Annotated in this window: 21 protein-coding genes and 1 riboswitch; of the genes, 14 read left to right on the forward strand and 7 right to left on the reverse strand. The window is 55.5% G+C overall.

The annotated features are described in order from the left end of the window. The first annotated feature begins 99 nt into the window (after nt 1-99). Together GOV91_RS07650 and GOV91_RS22525 are read left to right on the forward strand one after the other, a co-directional pair. Complete coding sequence (locus GOV91_RS07650) at nt 100-1092, forward strand: helix-turn-helix domain-containing protein (protein ID WP_171235051.1); 993 nt, start codon at nt 100-102, stop codon at nt 1090-1092. Between the two features lie 684 nt (nt 1093-1776). Further along, entirely contained in the window at nt 1777-2067 is a 291-nt protein-coding gene (locus tag GOV91_RS22525; RefSeq protein ID WP_174836615.1) for a hypothetical protein, read from the forward strand. A gap of 453 nt (nt 2068-2520) precedes the next feature. Here the strand turns inward: GOV91_RS22525 and GOV91_RS07660 are convergent, their stop codons facing one another. Next, complete coding sequence (locus tag GOV91_RS07660) at nt 2521-3099, reverse strand: carboxymuconolactone decarboxylase family protein (RefSeq protein WP_171235052.1); 579 nt, start codon at nt 3097-3099, stop codon at nt 2521-2523. A gap of 125 nt (nt 3100-3224) precedes the next feature. Beyond that, nucleotides 3225-4310, reverse strand: coding sequence for a hypothetical protein (locus tag GOV91_RS07665; RefSeq protein ID WP_171235053.1), 1086 nt, complete (start codon nt 4308-4310; stop codon nt 3225-3227). 96 nt (nt 4311-4406) lie between these two features. On the opposite strand from GOV91_RS07665, the gene GOV91_RS07670 reads away from it, so the two are divergent. Together GOV91_RS07670 and GOV91_RS22530 are read left to right on the forward strand one after the other, a co-directional pair. Next, nucleotides 4407-5330 carry a LysR substrate-binding domain-containing protein gene (locus tag GOV91_RS07670; protein ID WP_171235054.1) on the forward strand — a complete coding sequence of 308 codons (924 nt, stop codon included), beginning with the start codon at nt 4407-4409 and terminating at the stop codon, nt 5328-5330. 478 nt (nt 5331-5808) lie between these two features. Further along, nucleotides 5809-5982 carry a hypothetical protein gene (locus GOV91_RS22530; protein WP_174836617.1) on the forward strand — a complete coding sequence of 58 codons (174 nt, stop codon included), beginning with the start codon at nt 5809-5811 and terminating at the stop codon, nt 5980-5982. Nucleotides 5983-6062: 80 nt separating this feature from the next. On the opposite strand, the gene GOV91_RS07680 is transcribed toward GOV91_RS22530, so the two are convergent. The 5 genes from GOV91_RS07680 to GOV91_RS07700 are packed head-to-tail and all read right to left on the reverse strand — an operon-like array spanning nt 6063 to nt 9478. Beyond that, entirely contained in the window at nt 6063-6719 is a 657-nt protein-coding gene (locus GOV91_RS07680; protein WP_171235055.1) for an energy-coupling factor ABC transporter ATP-binding protein, read from the reverse strand. Further along, nucleotides 6716-7498: a cobalt ECF transporter T component CbiQ gene (gene cbiQ, locus GOV91_RS07685; protein WP_171235056.1), complete on the reverse strand. Its 783-nt coding sequence runs from the start codon at nt 7496-7498 to the stop codon at nt 6716-6718. The genes GOV91_RS07680 and cbiQ overlap by 4 nt, the downstream gene beginning before the upstream one ends. Further along, on the reverse strand, nt 7498-8079 hold the full coding sequence (locus GOV91_RS07690) for a cobalt ABC transporter permease (RefSeq protein WP_171177255.1): 582 nt from the start codon (nt 8077-8079) through the stop codon (nt 7498-7500). Before GOV91_RS07690 ends, cbiQ begins: the two co-directional genes overlap by 1 nt. Then, nucleotides 8076-8687, reverse strand: coding sequence for a cobalt transporter CbiM (gene cbiM / locus GOV91_RS07695; protein ID WP_171235057.1), 612 nt, complete (start codon nt 8685-8687; stop codon nt 8076-8078). Before cbiM ends, GOV91_RS07690 begins: the two co-directional genes overlap by 4 nt. Nucleotides 8688-8692: 5 nt before the next feature. Continuing rightward, complete coding sequence (locus GOV91_RS07700; protein WP_171235058.1) at nt 8693-9478, reverse strand: DUF4198 domain-containing protein; 786 nt, start codon at nt 9476-9478, stop codon at nt 8693-8695. A 128-nt stretch (nt 9479-9606) separates the two neighbouring features. Continuing rightward, a riboswitch (cobalamin riboswitch) is annotated at nt 9607-9810 on the reverse strand. A 259-nt stretch (nt 9811-10069) separates the two neighbouring features. On the opposite strand from GOV91_RS07700, the gene GOV91_RS07705 reads away from it, so the two are divergent. From GOV91_RS07705 to crcB, 10 genes are all read left to right on the forward strand, one after another. Beyond that, on the forward strand, nt 10070-11230 hold the full coding sequence (locus tag GOV91_RS07705; RefSeq protein WP_171235059.1) for a LacI family DNA-binding transcriptional regulator: 1161 nt from the start codon (nt 10070-10072) through the stop codon (nt 11228-11230). Then, entirely contained in the window at nt 11227-12582 is a 1356-nt protein-coding gene (locus tag GOV91_RS07710; RefSeq protein ID WP_171235060.1) for an ABC transporter substrate-binding protein, read from the forward strand. The genes GOV91_RS07705 and GOV91_RS07710 overlap by 4 nt, the downstream gene beginning before the upstream one ends. Before the next feature lie 57 nt (nt 12583-12639). Beyond that, nucleotides 12640-13872, forward strand: a complete 1233-nt coding sequence (locus GOV91_RS07715; protein ID WP_171177243.1) for a carbohydrate ABC transporter permease — start codon at nt 12640-12642, stop codon at nt 13870-13872. Then, nucleotides 13872-15080: a carbohydrate ABC transporter permease gene (locus GOV91_RS07720; protein ID WP_171177242.1), complete on the forward strand. Its 1209-nt coding sequence runs from the start codon at nt 13872-13874 to the stop codon at nt 15078-15080. The genes GOV91_RS07715 and GOV91_RS07720 overlap by 1 nt, the downstream gene beginning before the upstream one ends. A gap of 5 nt (nt 15081-15085) precedes the next feature. Continuing rightward, nucleotides 15086-16333, forward strand: a complete 1248-nt coding sequence (locus GOV91_RS07725) for a hypothetical protein (protein WP_371732284.1) — start codon at nt 15086-15088, stop codon at nt 16331-16333. Continuing rightward, nucleotides 16333-17388, forward strand: coding sequence for an ABC transporter ATP-binding protein (locus GOV91_RS07730; protein WP_171177238.1), 1056 nt, complete (start codon nt 16333-16335; stop codon nt 17386-17388). Before GOV91_RS07725 ends, GOV91_RS07730 begins: the two co-directional genes overlap by 1 nt. A 319-nt stretch (nt 17389-17707) precedes the next feature. Further along, entirely contained in the window at nt 17708-19450 is a 1743-nt protein-coding gene (locus GOV91_RS07735) for a thiamine pyrophosphate-dependent enzyme (RefSeq protein ID WP_171235062.1), read from the forward strand. Nucleotides 19451-19490: 40 nt separating this feature from the next. After that, entirely contained in the window at nt 19491-21071 is a 1581-nt protein-coding gene (locus GOV91_RS07740; RefSeq protein ID WP_171235063.1) for an FMN-binding glutamate synthase family protein, read from the forward strand. Between the two features lie 89 nt (nt 21072-21160). Next, entirely contained in the window at nt 21161-21547 is a 387-nt protein-coding gene (locus GOV91_RS07745) for a CrcB family protein (protein ID WP_254440615.1), read from the forward strand. Continuing rightward, complete coding sequence (gene crcB, locus GOV91_RS07750) at nt 21540-21902, forward strand: fluoride efflux transporter CrcB (RefSeq protein WP_171235064.1); 363 nt, start codon at nt 21540-21542, stop codon at nt 21900-21902. The genes GOV91_RS07745 and crcB overlap by 8 nt, the downstream gene beginning before the upstream one ends. Nucleotides 21903-21926: the final 24 nt, after the last annotated feature.

Consider the following 21926-nt stretch of genomic DNA (forward strand, 5'->3'; position numbering starts at 1 on the left):
AACCCATAACAAAACCCCGCCAAAACATAGGCGGGGTTTTCGCCAATCGGAAACTTCCGAAACAATTTGGCACTGACCAAACCAAGGTTGGTACATCCAATGAAACACTACGTTGTCACGAAGGATCACGAGAATGCTGCCAAAGGCTCTGCCCCGGTGTCAGATCGGTTACAATTCATCGATGTCGTTTTGTACCGAAACTCTGACAAAGCCTCTGCTGAACTGATTATGGAGTTTTACAGGGCGCTGAACACGTTGGTGGATAAACACACCTATGTAGTGAATTTACGTGTCCTTGCTAAAGAGCCAGTAGGAGGTCCGCTGTATTGGGCCGGACGTACCGCGATTTTTTGGGGGGATTTTGAACGCGCCTGGTGCCCCACTGCAGCTGAAAGGTCCTGGGTGAATCAGGTGCTGAACTTGTCCCCCAGGTCTGTTCTTGTAGGGGGAGCGGTGATGCTGCTGGCGCAACTCGGAAGTGCTGACAGAAGCACAGCAGCCGTGCATTCGGGTTTCGAAGCCGCAGCGCTGGAACTGGGGATTGGAAACAGCGGAACTTCGATCCATTTTCCCCCAGATGGGCGCACGCACAGCGCAAACACTCGGATCAGCGCCCTACGTCTGCTGGCCGAGTTTGTGTCAATGGATCATGGTGAGCATTTGGCAGACACGTTGCGGCGGTATGTCGGGCTGGCCGAACCCAAGGGTGCAACTGAAAGCCAGGTCGCAAATCGCCTCATTCGAAAGTCCAATGGAGACAGGCTTGTGAGCCTTGCCGTGGACACAATGCTGGATAACATCGAAGACCCGCTCAGGATTTCTGAGCTTTCTGAACTGGTCGGGACGTCCATCCGGCAGCTTCAACGACGATTCTTGTGTAAAACGGGCATGACGCTTTTGGACACATATAAGGAACTCCGCCTTGAGAGGTCCAACAGTCTTTTGAAGTATACTGACATGCCACTTGTTGAGGTCGCATCTGCAACTGGTTTTTCGTCCCGAACGGCAATGTCTCGGGCCTTTATTAAACGTTACAAATTACGCCCGGAACAGGTTCGGAACGGACGGTTTCTTGGACACATGTCTGCTTGAATTAGCAGTTGCGGGTTTCCCGCGATCTAGAGGTACGGGCGAACGGTGCTGTGGCCGGATCAAGGGTAGCTGTCCCGATGACTTGGCCGTTTTCAACAAGCTGTATTATTACTGCCCTGTCGCGGCGTTTCATGTTGGACAATTACGTCAAGAATTTGGACAGCAGTTTTGACCAATGGCACACCTTTTCCGAGGTTTTCTGCTGCCGCCTCTTTCGTTGATTTTAGCCATAGTTGTCGCGCTGCTGTGGTATGCCCACCGATGAGCTATAGGTTGTCCAACACCCTCGCCGCGCTTTCAAGATAGCCCTGATTTTATCTTTTGGCTCATCCGGTCCCACGTTCTTTAGGCTTGGCTGAGGCGAGGATTGCCGCGCAGTTTTTCTACGTTGCGCCCCAGAAAATCCCAATACAGCGGATTGAATGGGCTAGCTTGCGGGCCGGTTGTTTTGCTTCACATCATATCGGCACGTGTCGCTATTATTCGACATTTTGTTGAAGTAATTGCTGCTGGCCGCATAGGGTTTCGATCCCAGCAATCCTCAGTCGGCAAACTGACTCAAGCTAATGACATTGGAGGCTTCGACCCATTCATAGGCTTCGGCATAGACGGCCAAATACCAATTATGCGCTTGTACCGGGTCAATTCCTGCCATTAGAGCGAAGTTGCCTGTGACCATCAGCGATGAATGGCGTCATCGCGTGTCTGCGATATCGCCTGTTTCATGCAAGCCATGTCAGTATCGCCGGTCCAGTGGAAACCGGGCAGGGGGCGGGATTTATTCAAGAAATTCTATTGCGTGTAACCGGGCATCCGCATCCGGTAGATCCCACGCACAAATTCGCGCTAGCCGATGATCTGACGGATATACCCTTCAACCGCGTTCAGCGGGGCATGACCGTCATAATCGGCGCGTTTAACCCGTCGGCAGATTTCCAGTGGATACAGCAGCCCGGCGTTCAGATACTGAGCTAGGACCGAATGATAAAGAAACGGTTCACCCGTCTACATCGCGTCCTGATAGTCACTGAAATGCGGTAAGGCCGTCTGCACAAAGTGCTCCAGCGCGTTGTGCCGTGTTACGGCAAACAAGAACGGTATTACGCGCGGCGATGCCCCGACGCAGCGCGGCGATCTGGGGGGTCAACTGATCGCCAAGGACGACAATTATCCTGAGGTGCGTTTCTTCCGTTGGCTTGGAGTCAGGACATCAGAGCAAGTTGGCCAGATCAAACCGAGCGTATGCGCTTTGGTCTGGCTGGCTAATCCCGCCATTGGCAAAACGCGTGAAAACTGAAGTCTTCTTCTCTAAGCGTTTGCCAGTTTCCGTGGCGTAAAAGGTTGAACCAAGAGCGCCTCACTCAAGGTCTTCGGCGAAATCAGGAAGGTTGTCGATTGACAATGAAACCAGCACGCGTCGCGCTCAGGTCATTCGCTGGCATAGTACCCTACGACATCGCCATCCGTTGTGACGCCCAATCCGTTGAGCAATCGATTGACATAATTGAAATAGCCGACGATCTGGTTGATTTCGAGAATCTCGCCGTCGTCCCAACCTGCGTGTCTCAGTGCGGTGACGTCGGGTTCAACCATAGTGCCAGGCGACACAGTGAGCTTTTCGGCGTAGATCAAGGCCTCCAGATGTTTGCCGTCGAACGCATCCTGCGGTCGTTGCGCCTTGAGCGCGGCCTCGATCTTGTCCGCCCGCGCGTCATCCCCGATCAGATGCCGCGCGTTGGCCCAGTGATTTGCGTAGGAATACGGGCACGTGTTCAACGTTGAAACATAAGAACTGATCACTTCCTGAAACCACATTGGGATCGTGTTGCTGTCATCGTGCAAGCAGGCGCGATACAAAACCACATGCCCTTTCATGGTGTTGGGGCGCAGGGAATGCACACGCATAACGTTGTCCACCGTTCCATGCGGCGTTCGCGCAAGGTCCAGAACGGTCTTAAGCGGCGCATCGGCCTCTTCATCAGATATCATCCTGATCCAGGCAGACAAATTTGGTTCCTTCCTTGTATTCATAGCCCAGGTTTTGAGCGATCGTTGGTGTCACGCCACGTTTGTCTGGCGAATTCTGTATCTTGGTAAACCAATGTAGAGCGCGAGCAATAGTGTCAGTATGATTAACCTGTTTTGCGCAACCCGATATCTGTGTCGGGATGGGCAAATAGCCCTGCGGCGCAAGGATAGCGGCTTAGTATCTCTGAACCGCGCGGCAGACGATCGGCGTAAAAACGCCCGCTCTGCCAATAGGTTGTGCCGTCGATGACAATGGTCGGGTCGATCACGTTCCAGCTGATTTCACCGGGAGCGTAAGCACCACAAGTGTGGAAATGCAAGATGCGCGGATTGCCGAATGCCGCCCCGCCCCACCGTTCATAGTTCTCACGCATGTCCCAGGGGTAGCCGCATCCGGGATGAATGCCAGCATGCCAGGAATGCACAAAGTTCCGGTCAATTTCGAACTGTTCGGCCACCCGATCATAATGAGTCTCTGCCCGCGCTACATCTGAAGGATGCCCCTCGAACCCGGTCAGGCGGCCTTGATCTAGGCGCGCAAGAACGGGATGAGTGAATTCGGTAGTGTAACATTCATAGTATTTTGATCCGGTCCCTGTCAGGAAGGTCAGGGCCACTTGGCCAGAGAAGCTGTGTGCAGGGACAGGCGTGAAAACCGACATCGGGAAGCGCAGGATGGAGGTATCACCCGAAGGGTCCAGGTTCATTTCAGGCCGCCCCCGCACATCCGTGCCAAGGGGGCACGTGAAACGCACTTCCTGCGCGGTATTTAGTACAGAGTTGATCTCGGCCTTGAGTTCCATGAAGGCGTCGTGGTGCCCGTTCGAAAACCCCGACCCGAATTGTTCGCGGCTGAGGGCAAAGCTGACGATGATCTTTTTGCCCTTGGGCATTTGCGAAAACCGTAGCTGATCTCCGAGGCGGGCCAGAAACAGGATAACATCGGCGGTTTCGAACCTTTTAAGCAAGTCCACAGGCAGATGCGGAGTGTCAGGGTTGAACCCCACATCAACCGTTTCGACGGACAGGCCCATGGACTTGGCAACACGCGAGACGATTTCGACACTGTCCGCGTCGAAATACCCGTACTCTGGCGGTTCGTAGACGATCAGCAGCCGGTCTCCGGCCGTTGCATGGGCACAGTTTGCCAACAGGTTTTGCGCGCCACGTTCCGGCGTGATGTCCGACATTCGCGTCTCCCATAGGATCGAATTGGTCAAGGTTACGCCAGGGGCTTGCAGCCAATCTATTTGAAAGTATTAATGAGTGACATTAGAGTTACTAATATGATCTTGAACTTGCCCTATTCCGCACTAAGAGCGTTCGAGGCCGTCGTCCGACATTCGGGGTTTTCACCCGCTGCTACCGAATTGGGCGTCAGCCAGAGCGCTGTCAGTCAGCATGTGCGCAGCCTTGAGGAATGGTTGGGGCGCGAGCTTTTGGTGCGGGGCGCACGTCAGTCGCGCCCAACCCGTGAAGGAGAGTTGTTGGCCCTTGCGATTTCGGAAGGACTGGGGCGCATCTCGGATGTATGCGCACAACTCAGGGATAAAACACGCTCGGATCGGACAATCGTTATCTCATGTCTGCCGGGTTTTGCGTTCAACTGGTTGTTTCCACGACTTTTACGCTTTGACATGGCCCACCCGAACCTGTCGATATCGATAGCAACCGATACCGGACAATTCCCGTTTTCTGGTGCGGATGCGGATATCGGAATTCGCTATGGCTTGGGCGATTTTCCGGGCTGTCAGGTCGATTTACTTATGACAGAGCAGCTGTTTCCGGTTTGCGCGCCGTCGTTGTTGCCGGACCTTCGCAAGGTCGATGACCTCGCACGTCACACGATGTTGGTGGACGAGAATCTACATCACAGAGCGGCGAGCCCCACATGGGAATTCTGGGCGCGGCGCTGTGGCCTGACCTTGCCAGCCGCGCTGCGGACACGGCGACTGGGGCAGTCAAACATGGTTGTTCAGGCGGCGATTGAAGGATTAGGTGTGGCACTGGGGCGCGAGCCTTTGGTCATTGACATGATGGCAGACGGGCGTTTGGTCCGACCCTTTGCGGAAATGACCCAATCGCCGTTGTCTTATTGGCTGGTCCGACCGCACGAAACCAAGGGCAGCGAAAAGGTTGCCGAATTCCTGACCTGGATTCATTCCGAGGTTGCTGCGCAACCTGCCATCCCTCCGCCGGCTTCAGTTTGAAATTAGTCAGGCTTATATAACCCATTACTATTCTGACGTGGCATGGCGGCGTTCAGGCGCCCAAACTTTAGCAAGCCAAATGATGGATTGGAGGGCAATCGATGTTTCTGAGAAATTGCTGGTAAGTTGCGGCCTTGAGAAAAAATATAGGGCGCGTGCTGAAGGCCGAAACGTTTCTGGCTAAGAACATCGGTTTCTTCCGGTAGAAAAATGGCACCCCCGTGGCGTTTCCGAGCGATTGCGACCGGCTTCAGCATTACGAGTTGTGCCTGCCTGCCATCGCGCTGAACAGATCCGTTTACACGCCTGTTGGAACCGGTGGCTACCGCAAACCCCCAGTCGACAAGATCTAAGTCAATATCTCGTACAATTTCATGACGCCGATTGACGAGGACCGAACTCGGTATTTCTGGTTTCAGTGCTGAAACACTGATCCCGATAACGCAGAGGTTTCAAAGTTCATGAATGACGCGTGCGGATGGCGTTTCTCGAAGACAAAGGGGTGTTGGAGCAAGTGCATCTGGGTATGAAGCACGCCAAGACTCCCTATATTGATCTTGGTCTGGATAAGGGCGCAAAACTGTTCCGCAAAGCACTGGACAGCGCTATCGAAGCTGAAACGACATCCATGAGCACTACTGCGCGGGCTTAGAGGTCTTTTCCCTATACCGTTTCGCCTGATGAGGGGCAGGGAGCCAATGTGTTGACCAATCGTCGGCAAAGCACAGCAGTTCAAAATCCCGCGGCGACAAGTCTACCGTTTCTCAATTCAAGCGTGCCCGGGGCCAATGCCTGACGGAAAGATGGCGCATGGCTGACCAGTAAAATGGCCTGTGGCAAACCCTGTAGTATCTCTAGCAGGCGGGCTTCGTTCTGGGTATCGAGCGCATTGGTCGGTTCGTCCAATAACAGTGCCCGGGGTTCCATCGCCAATACGGTGGCAAGGGTCACAAGACGCTTTTCGCCCCCCGACAATTTATGTGTTATGCGATCACGCAAGTGCATCAAGTCTAGATCAGAGAGAACTCTGTCGACGATGGCGAGAGCATCGTCCTTGTTGCGCCCTAGATTGAGAGGCCCAAACGCGATGTCTTCTGCCACAGTGGGGCAAAACAGCTGATCGTCAGGGTCTTGAAACACCAGTCCGATCTCGCGGCGAACCTCGTGAAAATCGGCCTCGGTGCGCCGATCTTTTCCAAGGGCGATCACACTACCCGAGGTTGGCTTTTGCAAACCAAGCGCAATTCCAAACAGGGTGGATTTCCCTGCTCCGTTAGGTCCTGCAATCGACAGGCGTTGCCCTGGTTCAAGCGTAAGCGAGGCGCCGTCCAGTACGGGTGCTTGACCGGGATAGGCGAAATGAATGTCTTCCAGCTTGAGGATCGTCATGCGAAATCCAGACAAAGAAGCCCAATGCACACTATGCATAGAGTCGCCGCAAACACGTAGTCGCGCAGGGTCAGGTTAAATTCCTGCAGCAAGAGAAGCCGTCCAGAGAATCCTCGGCATTTCATCGCTGCTAAGATTCGCTCGGACCGTTCGATGGCGCGGACCAACATCATGCCAACCAGATAGCCAAAGCTGCGATACGTGTGCCAATTAGTGCCCGGTCGAAACCCACGGACCTTCATCGCCGCGCGCAGGCGCATATATTCCTCGCGTAAAACTTCGATGTAGCGAATGGTAAACATCAGAAGGTGGACGAGTGCTTCGGGACAGCGCAGTTTATACAACGCGTGGCCAAGCGTAACCGGTTCCATCGTTCCAACCAGAACCATCAGGGACAATATGACGGCGTTAGCTGTCAGCGCAATCTCAGTGGCTTTCCAAAGGCCTTGCCAACTGGCCGGAAACCCAAATAAGTTGAACATCGCATCCCCGGGCGTGGTAAATGGCAAAAGTACCAACATGAAGATGATAAAGCTGTCCATCATCGCCATACGTTTGAGCGTTCGGCGAATGGGCAGGCGAGACATCAGCAGCACTCCGATAGAAACAGCCAATGCCGCAATCAGCCCTGGAATGGTGCTGAGCGAGACCGTGACAATGGAAAAAACACTCGCCACCACGATCCGCATCCGAGGATCCAAGCCTTGGATCACCCCAAAGGATGCACCCGTACCAGTCTCGGCCAATGTCTTGGCCTGGGGTTCCAGGGCGTGGGCCATCAGGAGGTCATCTTCTTGCGTGCGGCGATGTAAAAGCCGATTCCGAACAAACCAATGATGTAACCAATGCCACCCAGGATCGTTTGCAGATCGTTGTGTTCACGATAGGAGGCAATCTCGCGTCGCAGCGGGCGGGTTTCGTCTCGGACCGCCTGAGCAATTGCGGCGCGTTCTTCGTTCGTCAATGATGCGACAGTCACCTGCGTCCCACCTTCCTTAGGGGCAATCATTGCGGCAGTTTCGACCACGTCAGCTTCAACACCCATTATCGCCGCGACATCGGCAGCAGGCATGGTGACTTCTGCCACATGCCCCGCGCCCAAGTCTGCTTTGAACGTGTGTTCTACCGGGTTGGTCGGGGTGTAAAGGAAGAAACCATCTGTATCGGTCAGTGTTCGTCCCAACTCAGCACCATCGGGCCCGTACACGATGACTTTTTGGTTTTGCGCCATATCGCCGTTTGAAAAGCCCAATTCGCCTTCGATTGCATCGCCTGCAGGAAAGACCCCTGCGATAACTTTGTGGGCCAGCGCAGGAAGCGGCATCAGTGACAACGCAATAACAACGAGCAGTTGCCTCATGCCGATGCGCCTTTGTAAAAGAGTTCTGGTTTAACCTGACGAGCCAGTAAAATGGCGAACCCGGTCAGAACCGCTTCGACGGCCATGACAGGGACGTGAGCAAATAACACAAGCTTCGCAGCCGGCAGGAATTCGTCGCCCGACAGCGCCAGCGATACTGCGACAAAAGCCGTCGTAGCTGCGATTGAGAAAGCGCCGCCTATGCCGCCCCAAACTGCTCCTTGAACAGGCGTGCCCTTGGCGATCAGACGACCGAAGATTATCCATGTAAGCACCGCCGGAAGGGCGATGTTGACTGTGTTGATCCCAAGCACTGTCAGTCCTCCAAAGCCGAAGAACACAGCCTGAAGCAGCAAGCCAACAAAAAGCGCCGGAAAGGCCGCCCAGCCGAGCAAAAGCCCGGCCAGACCGTTCAGGATCAAATGCACAGAGGACGGGCCGATCGGAACATGGATCAGTGAGGCGACAAAAAAGCTGGCTGACAACACCCCCGCAGTGGGAATGCGATCTAGGTCCAGCGATTTCAGCCCCATGGCGATCCCGCCTGCTGCCGCGATTGCGCCGCCAATCACAACAGGGTTCGAAAGGGCTCCGTCCACAATATGCATATGGGTTACTCCAGATCCCAGGCGCGGATCCAGATCACAGCGTCCTGACTTAGTTCTTTGCCTTCATGTTCGGTCTTCGGGCCCGAACCCAACGCGGCGAAACCCCAGTAGCCTGCTTTTGGCACGCCAAAGGTGAAATAGCCGTTCTCGTTCGAAATCGCGACCAGTGCGCCGCCTGGCAATGGGGAAGCAGTTGCGTTTTTTGCGCCGTTTCCGGCCAAGTCGGGTTCCGCGGCCATGTATTCGATTTCAATCTCTACGCCAGCCACTGGGTTGCCCTCGCTCAGCACACGTCCCGTGAAGGTCGAGCCAGCGATGATGTTATAGGGCTTGTTCAGCGGCAGAATTTCTGTGGCCAGACCTTGCGGCTGGTCCCAGTCGGTGGGCAGCTCGTTTCGGTTCAGATACGCCTTGGTGATCTGCTGGATATAGATATCCTCAGATTCCTCATAATAAGGCGCAGGTACCGTTACCACGACGTAATCGCCGGAACGTTTCACTGGAACCGAGCCCAAAAAGGCCTTGGCCGTGTTCTCGGGGCCTTCGAAGGTGGTTTCTTGCAACGTACCCAACAAATCGGTCTTTTCGCCGTTGTGGATCACATAAAATTCTTCTGGCTTTTCGAGGGTCATTACATGCCCGGCTTCAAAGGGATGCCAGAAGACCAACTTGACCGGAACGTCGCCGGGACGATCAATCATGGTATCTTGGGTGTATTCCAGCAGGAAATGAGCCTGGGCAATAGCAGGCAATGCAATGGCAGCTGTTGCCGCCAACAAAAAGTGTTTCACAAACAAGCCCTTCTCAAGTCGCGCCTTCCCCGGCACGCATTGGTTTTTGACATAGGGGAATGCGAAACCATTTGCCCAAATAGGCAAACAGTTTCGGCGCACACCCCGTCGCCGACGATCAACGCCCCTTCTGAGGGCGCATGTTCGGCAGGTCTCCTGACTTGCGGGTCAAAACGCTTGGCTGGCCTTCCCGGGCATATCCCAGTGGCACGATCAGCCGCGCTCGCCGCTTACAGTTGCGGGGGCAGTTGCAGAATTGGCGAAGAAAAAGCCGCACTGCATTCCCTATTGCCTCCGGGTGAGTCCCCGGAACCGAACATGGTGCGTTGATGGCAGAAAAACTTGTACACGGTCAACTCTCGTTTGCGGCATCGCTTAGGGAAATACCGAATTTCAGCAAGGTATATAATTCGCTTTTTTGCGGTACTGTGCATGGAGGTTGTCATTGCTATAGCCTGCCAATCGGTGCGGTGACCACAGAGTTGAAGTCGAAGCATCAGTATTCCGACTTATGAAACCCGAATTTTTCAAACCGCACAAAAATAGATTTTTCCGTTGCCGAAACCGGTTTCGGAACCACAAAATGATGGAATGACAGCGAATCTCAACACGCGACAGCGACAAATCCGTTCCCGGCGCGCCTCGGCGACTGGACGGGTGAAGCTTGATGAACTGGCCGATCAACTCGGCCTTTCGAAAAGCACGGTGTCGCGGGCATTGAATGGGTATTCCGACATCTCAGAATCAACGCGAAAGCGGGTTGAGGTGACGGCGCGCAAGATGGGGTATCGCCCGCTCAGCCACGCTCAGGCCATCCGAACGGGGCGCGTGCGTGCCATTGCAATGGTCATCAACAGTGAAGAACCGGATCGGCACAATCCGTTTTTCCAAGACTTTCTGGCAGGGGCTTGTGAAGCTGCCAGTGCGTCTGACTGGACGATGACAATTTCGACCGCGAAGTCGAAACAGGATATGCTGAACATGCTGGGCCGTTTGGTTGAAGAACGTAAGGCCGACGGATTTATACTGCCGCGAACCGAAGTCGATGATGCGCGCGTTGGATACCTGAAGGACTTGCAGGTGCCGTTCATCCTTTACGGGCGGACTGGCTATGGTCAGGTCGGGTTTCAGGACGATACGTCGTGGTTTGATATTTCCGGGGAAACAGCCTTGAGCGACGCGGTCGAACGTCTGGCCCGTTTTGGTCACAGCCGTATCGGGTTTGTCGGCAGTGATCCAAAGTTCAACTACAGCCACCTGCGTCGGGATGGCTATGTCGACGGGCTTAGGGACGCAGGATTGCCAGTTGATCCCGAATTGATACGCGAAGGGGCCCGCACCCGCGAAGAAGGGGCCGCTGAAGCGCGCGCTTTATTGCGTCTTCCTGTCCCGCCGACCGCGATTGTATTTGCGACAGACCAAGCGGCACTGGGAAGCTACTCTGTCTGCGCAGAATTTGGCCTTGAGATCGGGCGCGATGTCTCGGTTCTTGGATATGACGGGGTCCCGGAATGCCAATACGCCAGCCCCGGGCTAACGACGTTCAGCGTCGACTCTAAACGGGCAGGTGAACGCCTTGCTACGATGCTGATACGTCAGACCCGAGGAGAAGAGCCCGCAACTTTGCGCGAGCTCAGTCAGGCGGTGCTGATTGAACGCGACTCTGACGGACCGCCGCTGCTGACCTCGAACGAGTTGGCGAAAAAAATCAAACGATCCATGGAAGACAATCGGGGAGGAAACCGACCATGAAACTTACACCAAAAGCAGCCAAGCTGATGCTCGGCTCTTCGTTGGCACTGGCGCTGACGGCCATGTCGGTACAGGCGGACACGATCCGTTTCTGGACGACCGAAGAGCAGCCCGAGCGTCTGGCGAAACAACAGGAAATGGCCGACCAGTTCAAGGCTGAGACCGGAACAACCGTTGAGGTGATCCCTGTCACAGAAACAGATTTGGGCACCCGCGCAACCGCAGCCTTTGCCGCAGGTGACTTGCCAGATGTGGTCTACCACCCGTTGCAGTACGCCCTGCCGTGGGCCGAAGCTGGCATTCTGGACACCGAAGCTGCGACCGAAGTGATCGAAGAACTGGGCGCTGATACTTTCGCTCCGGGTGCTTTGGGCATGGCGGCGTTCAATGGTGAAACCGCCTCGGTTCCGGTGGACGGCTGGACGCAAATGGTTGTGTACCGGAAGGACCTTTTTGAAGAGGCCGGTCTGGAAGCGCCTGACAGTTTTGCAGATATTCAGGCCGCACTTGAGGCGCTGCATAACCCGCCAGAAATGTATGGTTTTGTTTCGGCCACCAAAGTTGACGAGAACTTCATGAGTCAGGTGCTGGAGCACGTATTCCTGGCAAACGGCGTCAGCCCGGTTGGCCCCGATGGCTTCCAGCCGCTTGATGAGGCCAAGACCACCGAGGTTTTGGATTTCTACAAGGCCATTTCCAAAGCCTCGCCTCCGGGTGAACTTTTCTGGAAGCAATCGCGTGAGCTGTATTTCGACGGTAAAGCCGCGATGATCATCTGGTCGCCCTTCATTCTTGATGAACTGGCCGGTCTGCGGGACAGCGCCCCGCCGACCATCAACGATGACCCGACCTCTCGCGATCTGGCCAGCAAGACTGGTATCGTTACCAAACTGTCCGGCCCGTCGAACCCCGATGGCGCGGCCTGGGGTGATGTGCGGTATTTCGGTATCACCAACGATGCGGACACCGACGCGGCAATGGAATTCGTAAGGTTTGCTATGGATGACGGCTATACCCAGACGCTGGCCATTGCGCCTGAGGGTAAGTTCCCGGTGCGCCGTGGTAATTCGGATAACCCGACTGCGTTCTCTGAAGCCTGGGCGGAACTGCCCGTTGGTGTCGATCGCAAAGCCCCGCTGGGTGAGTTGTATGAACAGGCGATGATCGATGAGATCGTCGGTGGTCTGGACGTGGCGCAGCGTTGGGGCGTAGCCGAGGGTCAATTGGCGCTGGCGTCGAAAATGATCAACTCTCAGGCCATCAATCGTGTTGTACGTCAGTACATTGATGACGAGATCGACGCAGCCGCAGCGGTTGCAGCCATGAACGAAGAACTGGCGAAGGTTCAGTAATCAAGTGGCATCTGCAGCGGCGTGCGCGCCGCTGCACTTAACCCTTCGAGGTACCCCATGACTTCGGCCACCCCACCGACCGGAACCGGGGCGTTAGCCAAACGCGAGGCGCGTCTGGCCTGGACGCTGCTGGCTCCGACCGTGATCAGCGTATCGCTTGTGGTGATCTTGCCTTTGCTGGCAATCTTCTGGATCAGCTTCAAGCCATTTACCCTGTCCGATCTCCGCCCACCCGCACCGGTTGTGCGTGAAAGCCTGCGCGGATCGGGCGACGATCTGCGGATTGAATACCGTCTGCGCAACTCCAGTCAGGAGATCGCAATCGACGGCGTCACCCTTAGTGACGTTCTGCCCGACGGTGTCGTTGCGGGGGACGTTGCCGCCCCCTGCGTTTTGGACGGGCAGGACCTGTTTTGTGACTTCGGCACTCTGGAAGGGGGCCAGCGTGAGCGTATCCGCATTCCTGTTGCCGTCGACGGCGATCCCGATGCCTTTGAAGACGTGGTCGAAGCGTCAGAACCGCGTTTGACTGGTAGTGGACCGAACGTTCTGACCAACTTTGAATTCAGCCTCGAAAACTATGCTCGCGTCTTTGACGGAGCTGAGTTCTGGGGCGTGCTTTGGGTAACGTTGTTTTACACGGTGTTCGGGACCATTGGCGCCTTGGTTATGGGCCTGTTTGCAGCGCTTTTGCTGAACAAGAGCTTCAAAGGGCAGGGGGTCATCCGGGGCCTTTACTTGTTTCCCTATGTCGCTCCTGTCATTGCGGTGGCCTTTACCTGGGTCACGCTGTTTGATCCGTTTTCGGGTTCAGCCAATGCGCTCTTGATCCAGATGGGTCTGACCAGTGCGCCGATCAACTTTTTCGGCGAACGCCCTCTGGCACTGATCATGGTCACGGTGTTCGAAATCTGGCGCTATTTCCCGCTGTCTTTCCTGTTCATTCTGGCGCGGATGCAATCCATTGATAGCAGCATGTATGAAGCCGCTGATATGGATGGAGCGTCGCCCTTCCAGAAGTTCTGGTTGCTGAGCATCCCGCAATTGTTGGGCATCCTGTCGGTACTGTTCCTTCTGCGCTTTATCTGGACGTTCAACAAGTTCGACGACATTTTCCTGCTGACCGGTGGTAATGCGGGTACCCGAACACTGACTGTGAATGTCTATGAGCAGGCGTTTGCGATCTCAAACATCGGGGCAGGCGCGGCGGTGGCCGTGGTCATCCTGCTGTGCCTGATCGCCTTCAGCTTTGTCTTCTTCCGCTTCATCAGCCGTGAGGAGGGTTTGTGATGCGCAAAGGTTTCATCACTGGCCCGGTTCTGGGCGCACTCTGGTTGGTCATCATTTCAACCACCGTTTCCGTCACCATGTCCTTCGCCACGGGCGCAGCGTTTCGCCCGCAGGTGGGGTTGAGCCTGATCTGGGGCGCGGTGGCAGGTCTTACCTATGTTGCGTTTCCGGCGCGTCATGCTCCGGCGCGTTTGGCGATCTCTGTGCTGCTGGGTTTGTCTTGCCTAAGCGGTTTGGGTCCCGTTCTGATTGGTCCGGATACGACGCTGCAGGCAAGCCTAACTACTGTCATCGCTGTTGCGGTTGTCATGCACCTGTCATTGGCCGAGATCCTTAAGGAACTGCCCTTCACCGAACTGACACGCCATGAATTCGAAGATGCGGTGATCCGCTTTTGCACCGGATTCGGGTACATCTTTTTCACGGCAATTGTCGTCATCCCCTTCTATGTGATGGTGATGACCAGCCTGAAATCTCAGCAGGCGCTATTGCAGAACCCGCTGGATTTCTCCGTTGATCTGAGCCAGGGCACTGCACTGTTCCGCAGCTATACCGAGCTGTTCCGCGACTTCAATTTCGGCACTTATCTCTGGACGTCCTTCTACGTCTCGGTCCTGACAGTATTCATCACGTTGCTGTTCAGTGTCCCCGGTGCCTACGCGGTGGCGCGGTTCCGGTTCAAAGGACAAAAGGCGTTTTCGCGGTCGATCCTGCTGATCTACATGGTTCCGATGATCGTTCTGGCGCTGCCGATTTATATCGCGTTTTCGCTTACGGGCCTACGGAACTCGATCCTCGGCATTGTCATGATCTACCCGGTCACGACGATCCCCGTCGCGCTTTACATGCTGCAAGGCTATTTCCGTGGTCTGCCCACCGAAGTGGAAGAGGCTGGTCTGATGGATGGTCTGTCGCGTCTGGCCGTGATTTGGAAGATCACCCTGCCGCTCAGCCTGCCTGCGCTGGCCTCGGTCTCGCTCTATGTCTTTATGATCGCCTGGAATGAGTTCTTGCTTGCCTTCATGCTGCTGGACGATCCGTCGAAATTTACCCTGACCCGAGGCGTCACGATGCTGAACTCCTCGGAAATTCCCCGACAACATCTCATGGCTGGCGCGGTAATCGCCACTTTGCCGATCATGGCGTTGTTCCTGGGGCTTGAACGTTTCATGACCAAAGGCCTGACTGCGGGGTCCGTCAAAGGATGACAGAAATGAATCAACATACGAACCACAACCGCGAAGCGCGCAATATCCTGATTGCCAATGATCGCGGGGGTTACACAATCCCGACCGAGGGGCTGTATCCTTATCAGTGGAACTGGGACAGCGCGATTGCCGCCGTGGGCTTTGCCGAATTCGACATCGACCGCGCCTGGACAGAAGTAGAGACGCTTTTCTCGGGCCAATGGGCGGACGGCATGGTGCCGCATATCCTGTTCCACAAGCAAGACGACGGGTATTTTCCGGGCCCAGATGTATGGGGTTGCAACGGCCCGATCCCGTCGTCGGGTATTATTCAGCCACCCATCGCAGCAACGATGGTTCGGAAAATTTGGGAGCAGGACAAAAAGGTGGGCGACCAGCGCCTGCGTGTCCTCTTTCCAAAGCTTTTGGCCTGGCATCGTTGGATCATGAAATGGCGGCTTGATGAAAAGGACGCTGTCTGTACGACGCACCCTTGGGAGGCAGGTCGCGACAATGCCCCTGACTGGGATAAATCCATGGCGCGCATGGACGCCTCTGACGTGGGGGAATACCAGCGCAGGGACATCGCGCATGTGAACAGCGACGATCGCCCTACCAAGTTTGACTATGATCGTTACATCAAACTGGTCCAGATTGGCCGAGAGGCCGGATGGAACCAACAGGCTCTGTTGGAGAAAAACCCGTTTCGGGTTGCCGACCCGACAATGACATTCACGACCTTGCGCGCTGCGCGGGATCTGCTGGCGATCAGCGACCAGCTAGGCGTCGACGCCGAAGGGTTGCATTCGGATGTTGAGAGGCTCGAAAATGGTGCGCGATCCTTGTGGAATGAGGATCTGGGTAGTTTCGATTCCCGTGACGTTCGTACAGATGAATGGGCCGGCAGCATCTCGAACGCTTCATATATGTGCTGGTACGCAGGCATCGAGTCGGAACAGATGCTTAAGCGTTTGAATGCTGTGTTGGACACCGTTCCTTATCCGGTTCCAAGCTATGATACGTCGATGCCGAATTTTGATTCGCGCCGCTATTGGCGTGGTCCGACCTGGGCGATCATGAACATGATGATTGGGTTCGGTCTGGCTGATATGGGACACACGCGGCAGGCAGAAGACCTGCGCCTGAAAACAGCAAAGCTGATTTCGACCTACGGCTTCGCCGAGTATTTTGACCCCAACACAGGCAGCGCTGCTGGCGGCACTGCCTTCACCTGGACAGCCGCGGTCTGGCTACACTGGGCAGGGAGGAGCTAATGGGCAGCATCGAACTGAAGTCCGTCGAAAAATGGTTTGGGTCCGCCCAGGTCATCAAAGGTGTGGACCTCAAGATTGAAGAAGGCGAGTTCATTGTCTTTGTCGGTCCGTCGGGCTGCGGAAAATCCACTCTGCTTCGCATGATCGGCGGGCTTGAGGATATTTCGCGCGGATCGCTTCTGATAAACGACAATGACGTCACCGATCATCCGCCTTCGAAACGCGGCCTGACGATGGTGTTTCAGTCTTATGCGCTGTATCCGCATCTGACTGTTGCTGAAAATATGGGGTTCTCGCTGAAAGTGGCCGGGGTGCCAAAGGCTGAAATCGCAGAACAGGTCAACAAAGCGGCTGAGGTTCTGAAACTCGGGCCGTTTCTGGAACGCCGACCCAAAGACTTGTCAGGCGGGCAGCGCCAGCGTGTGGCCATCGGCCGATCCATCGTGCGCGACCCGACGGCCTTTTTGTTCGACGAGCCGCTTTCGAACCTTGATGCGGCGCTGCGCGTTGAGATGCGATACGAGATCGCCAAGCTGCACCAAAGCCTCAAGCGCACGATGATCTATGTGACCCATGATCAGGTCGAAGCCATGACGCTGGCCGACCGGATCGTGGTTCTGGAATACGGCAAGATCGCGCAGGTCGGTACGCCCCGCGAGCTCTATGAACGTCCGGCCAATCTGTTTGTGGCGCAGTTCATTGGAAGCCCGAAAATGAACGTGTTGACCTGTTCCGCTCAAGGCGGCAGTTATACGCTGGCACACGGCAGAGGAGGCCAATTTGCGTTTTCCGGCGAAGCCAACCGATTGGGTGTTCGTCCTGAACACATTGAAGTGGTTGCAGCGGGCGAGGGCCAGACGGACGGTGTGATCGAGGTGATCGAATACCTGGGTGCTGATACGTTCCTAATCGTCGATGTCGGTGCTGAAGAAAACGTCACTGTGCGTTTGAATGGAGACACGGACCTCAAACCGGGCGCACATATCGGTTTGCATTTCCCGACCAGCAAGCTGCATTTTTTCGATGAAGATGGTCAAGCTGTGGGTCGGGAATAACCCAATACACTGGCGATAGCTTTTCAAGCACGCGTTGCGGTTTCAACTCCTGAACCGCAACGCGTTTTATTTGAGATTATGTGCAGCTAAGTAAGAGCATTCGCCTGCCTCGGCTGGTTTGTTGTCAAAAACACTTGGAACCTGTGGCAATCCATAAGCCTGCAGGATCATACTGTGTTTGTGTCCGTCACATCCAATTGACCCTTGCGTGATTTGAAAAGTCGGTGAGGCGACTTTGATTTTAGGGCATGGCTATTGAATTAAAGTCAGACACGATGTTGGCTATATCCCATTGAATTCACTCGGGACGAGAAGAGTCATGGCGAAAAACGTGTGTGAGGTCCTGCTGGACATTTTGTCGGATGCAGGTGGTTGCCAGATCTTTGGCGTGGTTGGCGATGCGCTCAACCCGTTTCTCGAAGCCATGCGCGGGGACGACCGTTTTGAATGGAAGGGTTTGCGGCATGAAGAAAACGCAGCCTACGCGGCTTATGCACAGTCGCATCTAACCGGTGGTATCGGCATCTGTGCCGGCACGGTTGGACCCGGTGCTCTGCATCTGATCAATGGCCTATACAACGCCAAACGCGAGGGCGCGGGCGTGGTCGCGATCACTGGCCAAGTCGCCCATCGCGAGCGCGGCACGGGCTATCATCAGGAAGTGAACCTGGAAAAGGCGTTTGACGATGTGTGCGACTATCAGGCCGTGATCCACACGCCGGATCAGATGCCGCGTCTTGCCCAGATCGCTGTGCAACGTGCGCTCATTAACCGCGAGGTGGTGCGGATTGAACTGCCCATCGATGTGTCCGAGCAAAAGGTGCCCAGCCTGCACCAGTTCCATCCGCTTTTGAAACAGCCCTCTACCCTGATCCCACCCGAAGATGAGATTGCCCGTGCTGCGCAGATCATAAACGCAGGCAAGAAGGTGGCGCTTTTTGCCGGTGTTGGTTGCCGCGAGGCCAGAGATCAGGTGTTGGCATTGTCGCAAAAGCTCAATGCTCCGCTTGCGCATACGTTGAAGGGCAAGGATATCTTCGACTACGACGACCCGAATGTGGTTGGTATGACTGGTCTCATCGGCAACCCCGGTGGCTATCACGCGGTACGCGATTGCGATGTGCTGGTGATGCTGGGCACCGACTTTCCCTATGAATGGTTTCTGCCAGAAACGGCCAAGATCGTGCAGATCGACCGCAGCGTCGAAAATCTGGGTCGCCGTGCGCCTATCGCATCGGGCTTGTTGGGGGATGTCGGAGCAACGCTGGACCGGCTGCTGCCTCAAATAGCGGAGAAAGAAGACCGAAACTTCACCGATCACCAGGTTAAACTCTGCAACAAGTGGCTGGCGCAACAGGACAAAGAGGCCAGCCTCGAACGTGCCAGCGAACCGCTGCACCCGCAGTTATTCGCCCGCGAGATTTCCAATCAGGCCGCAGAAGATGCGGTTTTTGCGATGGACATAGGTGAATGCACTGTCTGGGTGGCGCGGCAGACCCGTATGAAGGGTGGGCGGCGTATGGTGGGATCATTCAACCATTCCTCTCTGGGCTCGGGTTTTCCCTCGGCGCTCGGCGCAGCGGCGCTCGATCCCTCGCGTGAGGTCTGGACCTTCTGTGGCGACGGCGGCTTCGGTATGTCCATGCAGGATTTCGTAACCGCCGTGCGCTATGACTGGCCGATCAAGGTGATTGTGTTCAATAACCAGACACTGGGTTTCGTTAAGATGGAGATGGAGGTCGCGGGTTATGCTGTGAACCCTATGGCAACGGATCTGGTGAACCCGAATTTTGCCGAATACGCCAAGGTCTGCGGTGGTGATGGCGTGCGCGTGGAACATGCCGCTGACATCAAAGAAGCCGTGGCGCAGGCCAAAGCCAGCACCAAGCCGTTCATCATCGACGCCATGGTCACGCCGGGTGAGTTGGTCATGCCACCTCATGTGGACACAAAGATGGCCTGGGGATTTGGCATGTCCAAACTGAAAGAGGGCATCCTTCTGGCCAAGGGCGACCACGCGCAGTGGGACAACTGGGTCAAAGAACTCAAGGCGCAGCTTTAGTGCAGGTGCCAATCCAAGCTAGTAACCGGAGATCGGACGCATGATTGTACGCAATATATACTACGCGGTGGCCTTTTTCGGCCTGCCCCTGACCTTGTTGGTTGGCTGGTTCTGGACCCCAGCGCTGTGGCTGCTGGTGATCGTGCTGCCCTATATCGCGATCGGGGCTTATGACCTGATGACGACGAAACACAACGTTCTTAATAACTATCCTGTTCTGGGCCATTTTCGTTACATGCTGGAATTCGTCAGCCCAGAAATACGCCAGTATTTTGTTGAAACCAACGAAAGCGGACGGCCCTTCAACCGGATTACGCGCAGTCTGGTCTATGCCCGTGCCAAGGGTCAACAGGATACACAGGCGTTTGGCACCCAGTACGACATCACGCAGGTGGGCTATCACCGCACCAATCATTCGTTGGTGCCGAAAGAGGTGGAGGAAAGCGAGAAGCGTGTCACGCTGGGCGGCCCGCAATGTTCCAAGCCTTACGATGCGTCACGCCTGAACGTTTCAGCGATGAGCTTCGGAGCGTTGAGCCATACCGCGATCCGGGCTTTGAATGGTGGGGCCAAGGACGGCGGCTTTGCCCACAACACCGGTGAAGGTGGGATAAGCCCGCATCATCTGGCGGAAGGCGGTGATCTCATTTGGCAGATCGGTACCGGCTATTTCGGCTGTCGCACCCCCGAAGGTGGGTTCGACAAGGACAAGTTTGCAGAGAAAGCCCAAAAGGACGTGGTCAAGGCCATTGAGATCAAGCTTAGCCAGGGCGCAAAACCCGCTCATGGCGGCGTGCTGCCTGCGGTTAAGGTTGATGAAGAAATCGCTGAAATTCGCGGTGTTGAACCCCATAAAGACGTGATCTCACCTCCTGCACATGCGGCCTTTGAGACCCCCGCCGGGCTGATGGAGTTTGTGCAACATCTGCGTGAGATGTCGGACGGTAAGCCAGTGGGTTTCAAGCTGTGCATCGGTAAACGGTCCGAATTCATGAGTATCTGCAAGGCAATGCTGGATACCGGGATTTTGCCCGATTTCATTACCGTGGATGGAGCTGAGGGTGGTACCGGTGCTGCACCAGTGGAATACTCCAACAGGCTGGGGATGCCCCTGAACGAAGGGTTGATCTTTGTCGACAATTGCTTGCGTGGTATCGGTGTGCGCGACAAGGTGCGCGTCATCTGTTCGGGTAAGGTCGCGACGGGCTATGACATGATCGAAAAACTCGCCTTAGGCGCAGATATGTGCAATTCGGCCCGCGCGATGCTGTTTGCCGTGGGCTGTATCCAGTCGCTGCATTGTAATACCAACCGCTGTCCCACGGGCATCGCCACTCAGGATCAGGAACGTGCAAAGGCCGTGAATGTGCCGCAAAAGCGTCAGCGGGTGCATCGCTATCACGATGCCACGATGGAAAGCTTCCGCGAAATTCTGGGTGCAATGGGCTACGAAAAGGTCACGGACTTGCACCCTTCGGATATTCTGCGCCGCTCAACAGACGAAAAAGAGTTCACATATGCGGACCTTTATGAACGACTTCCCGAAGGTGGGTTGCTGTCAGACAGTGTCCCTGCGGGATTTGCAAGCGATTGGGAGCGTGCATCGGCCCAACGGTTCTGAAGCACCGACGGGTCGATCATTGGCGTTTAATCCCCAAGCCTGTATGGAAATAGATCGAAGAACGCGATTCTGATCAGGGGGCCAAGGTCTTGCAGCGAACACTCATGTACCTCGCCGTCTTTGTCGGCGGCGCGCTTGGGTCCTTGCTGCGCGAAGTGCTGTCGCTTGAGATACCCGGTGTGCCCTTCGTGACTGCGACCTTCGGAATCAACATCGCGGCCTGTCTGTTCATCGGCTGGCTTTATGCGGTGCGGCACAGGGTTCATGCCCATGTCATCCACCTGGGCGCGGTTGGCTTCTGCGGTGGTTTGTCGACTTTTTCCTCGTTCGTGGCCGAGCTCGACCGGCTGCACCAAGCAGATGTCACCTATATGGTCGCAGCTCTGACCCTTGAGGTTGTTTTTGGCCTTGGCGCCGCCATCCTGGGTGAGGCGATCGGGCGCAAGTACCACGCCGGAGAGTACCCGGATGAGTGATCTCTATTTACACGCAGCATTTGCTCTTGGCGGCGGTCTGGGCGCAGTCGCACGGCACATGCTCAACCGCATGATCACGCACGAACTACCGCTGTCGACGCTGATCGTGAATGTGGCAGGTTGTTTGCTGCTCGGGTTGTGGATCGGTTATCTGGGCGATCCCCAGGTTCTGCCGGACGAGGAACGCCGCCTGGTGTTCGGCTTTTGCGGAGGGTTCACCACTTTTTCCAGCTTTGCCTACCAGTCTCTGCAACTGCACCGCGAGCGCACTATCTTTATGGCGGCAGGAAATATCCTTCTCAGCGTGGGTTTATGCTGGATTGCATTCTGGTTGGGCCTTCGTGCGATGCTCTGAGCCTTGCCGAAACCGGAGGCTTGA

Source organism: Ruegeria sp. HKCCA6837, from assembly GCF_013034475.1.
Taxonomy (GTDB): Bacteria; Pseudomonadota; Alphaproteobacteria; order Rhodobacterales; family Rhodobacteraceae; genus Ruegeria.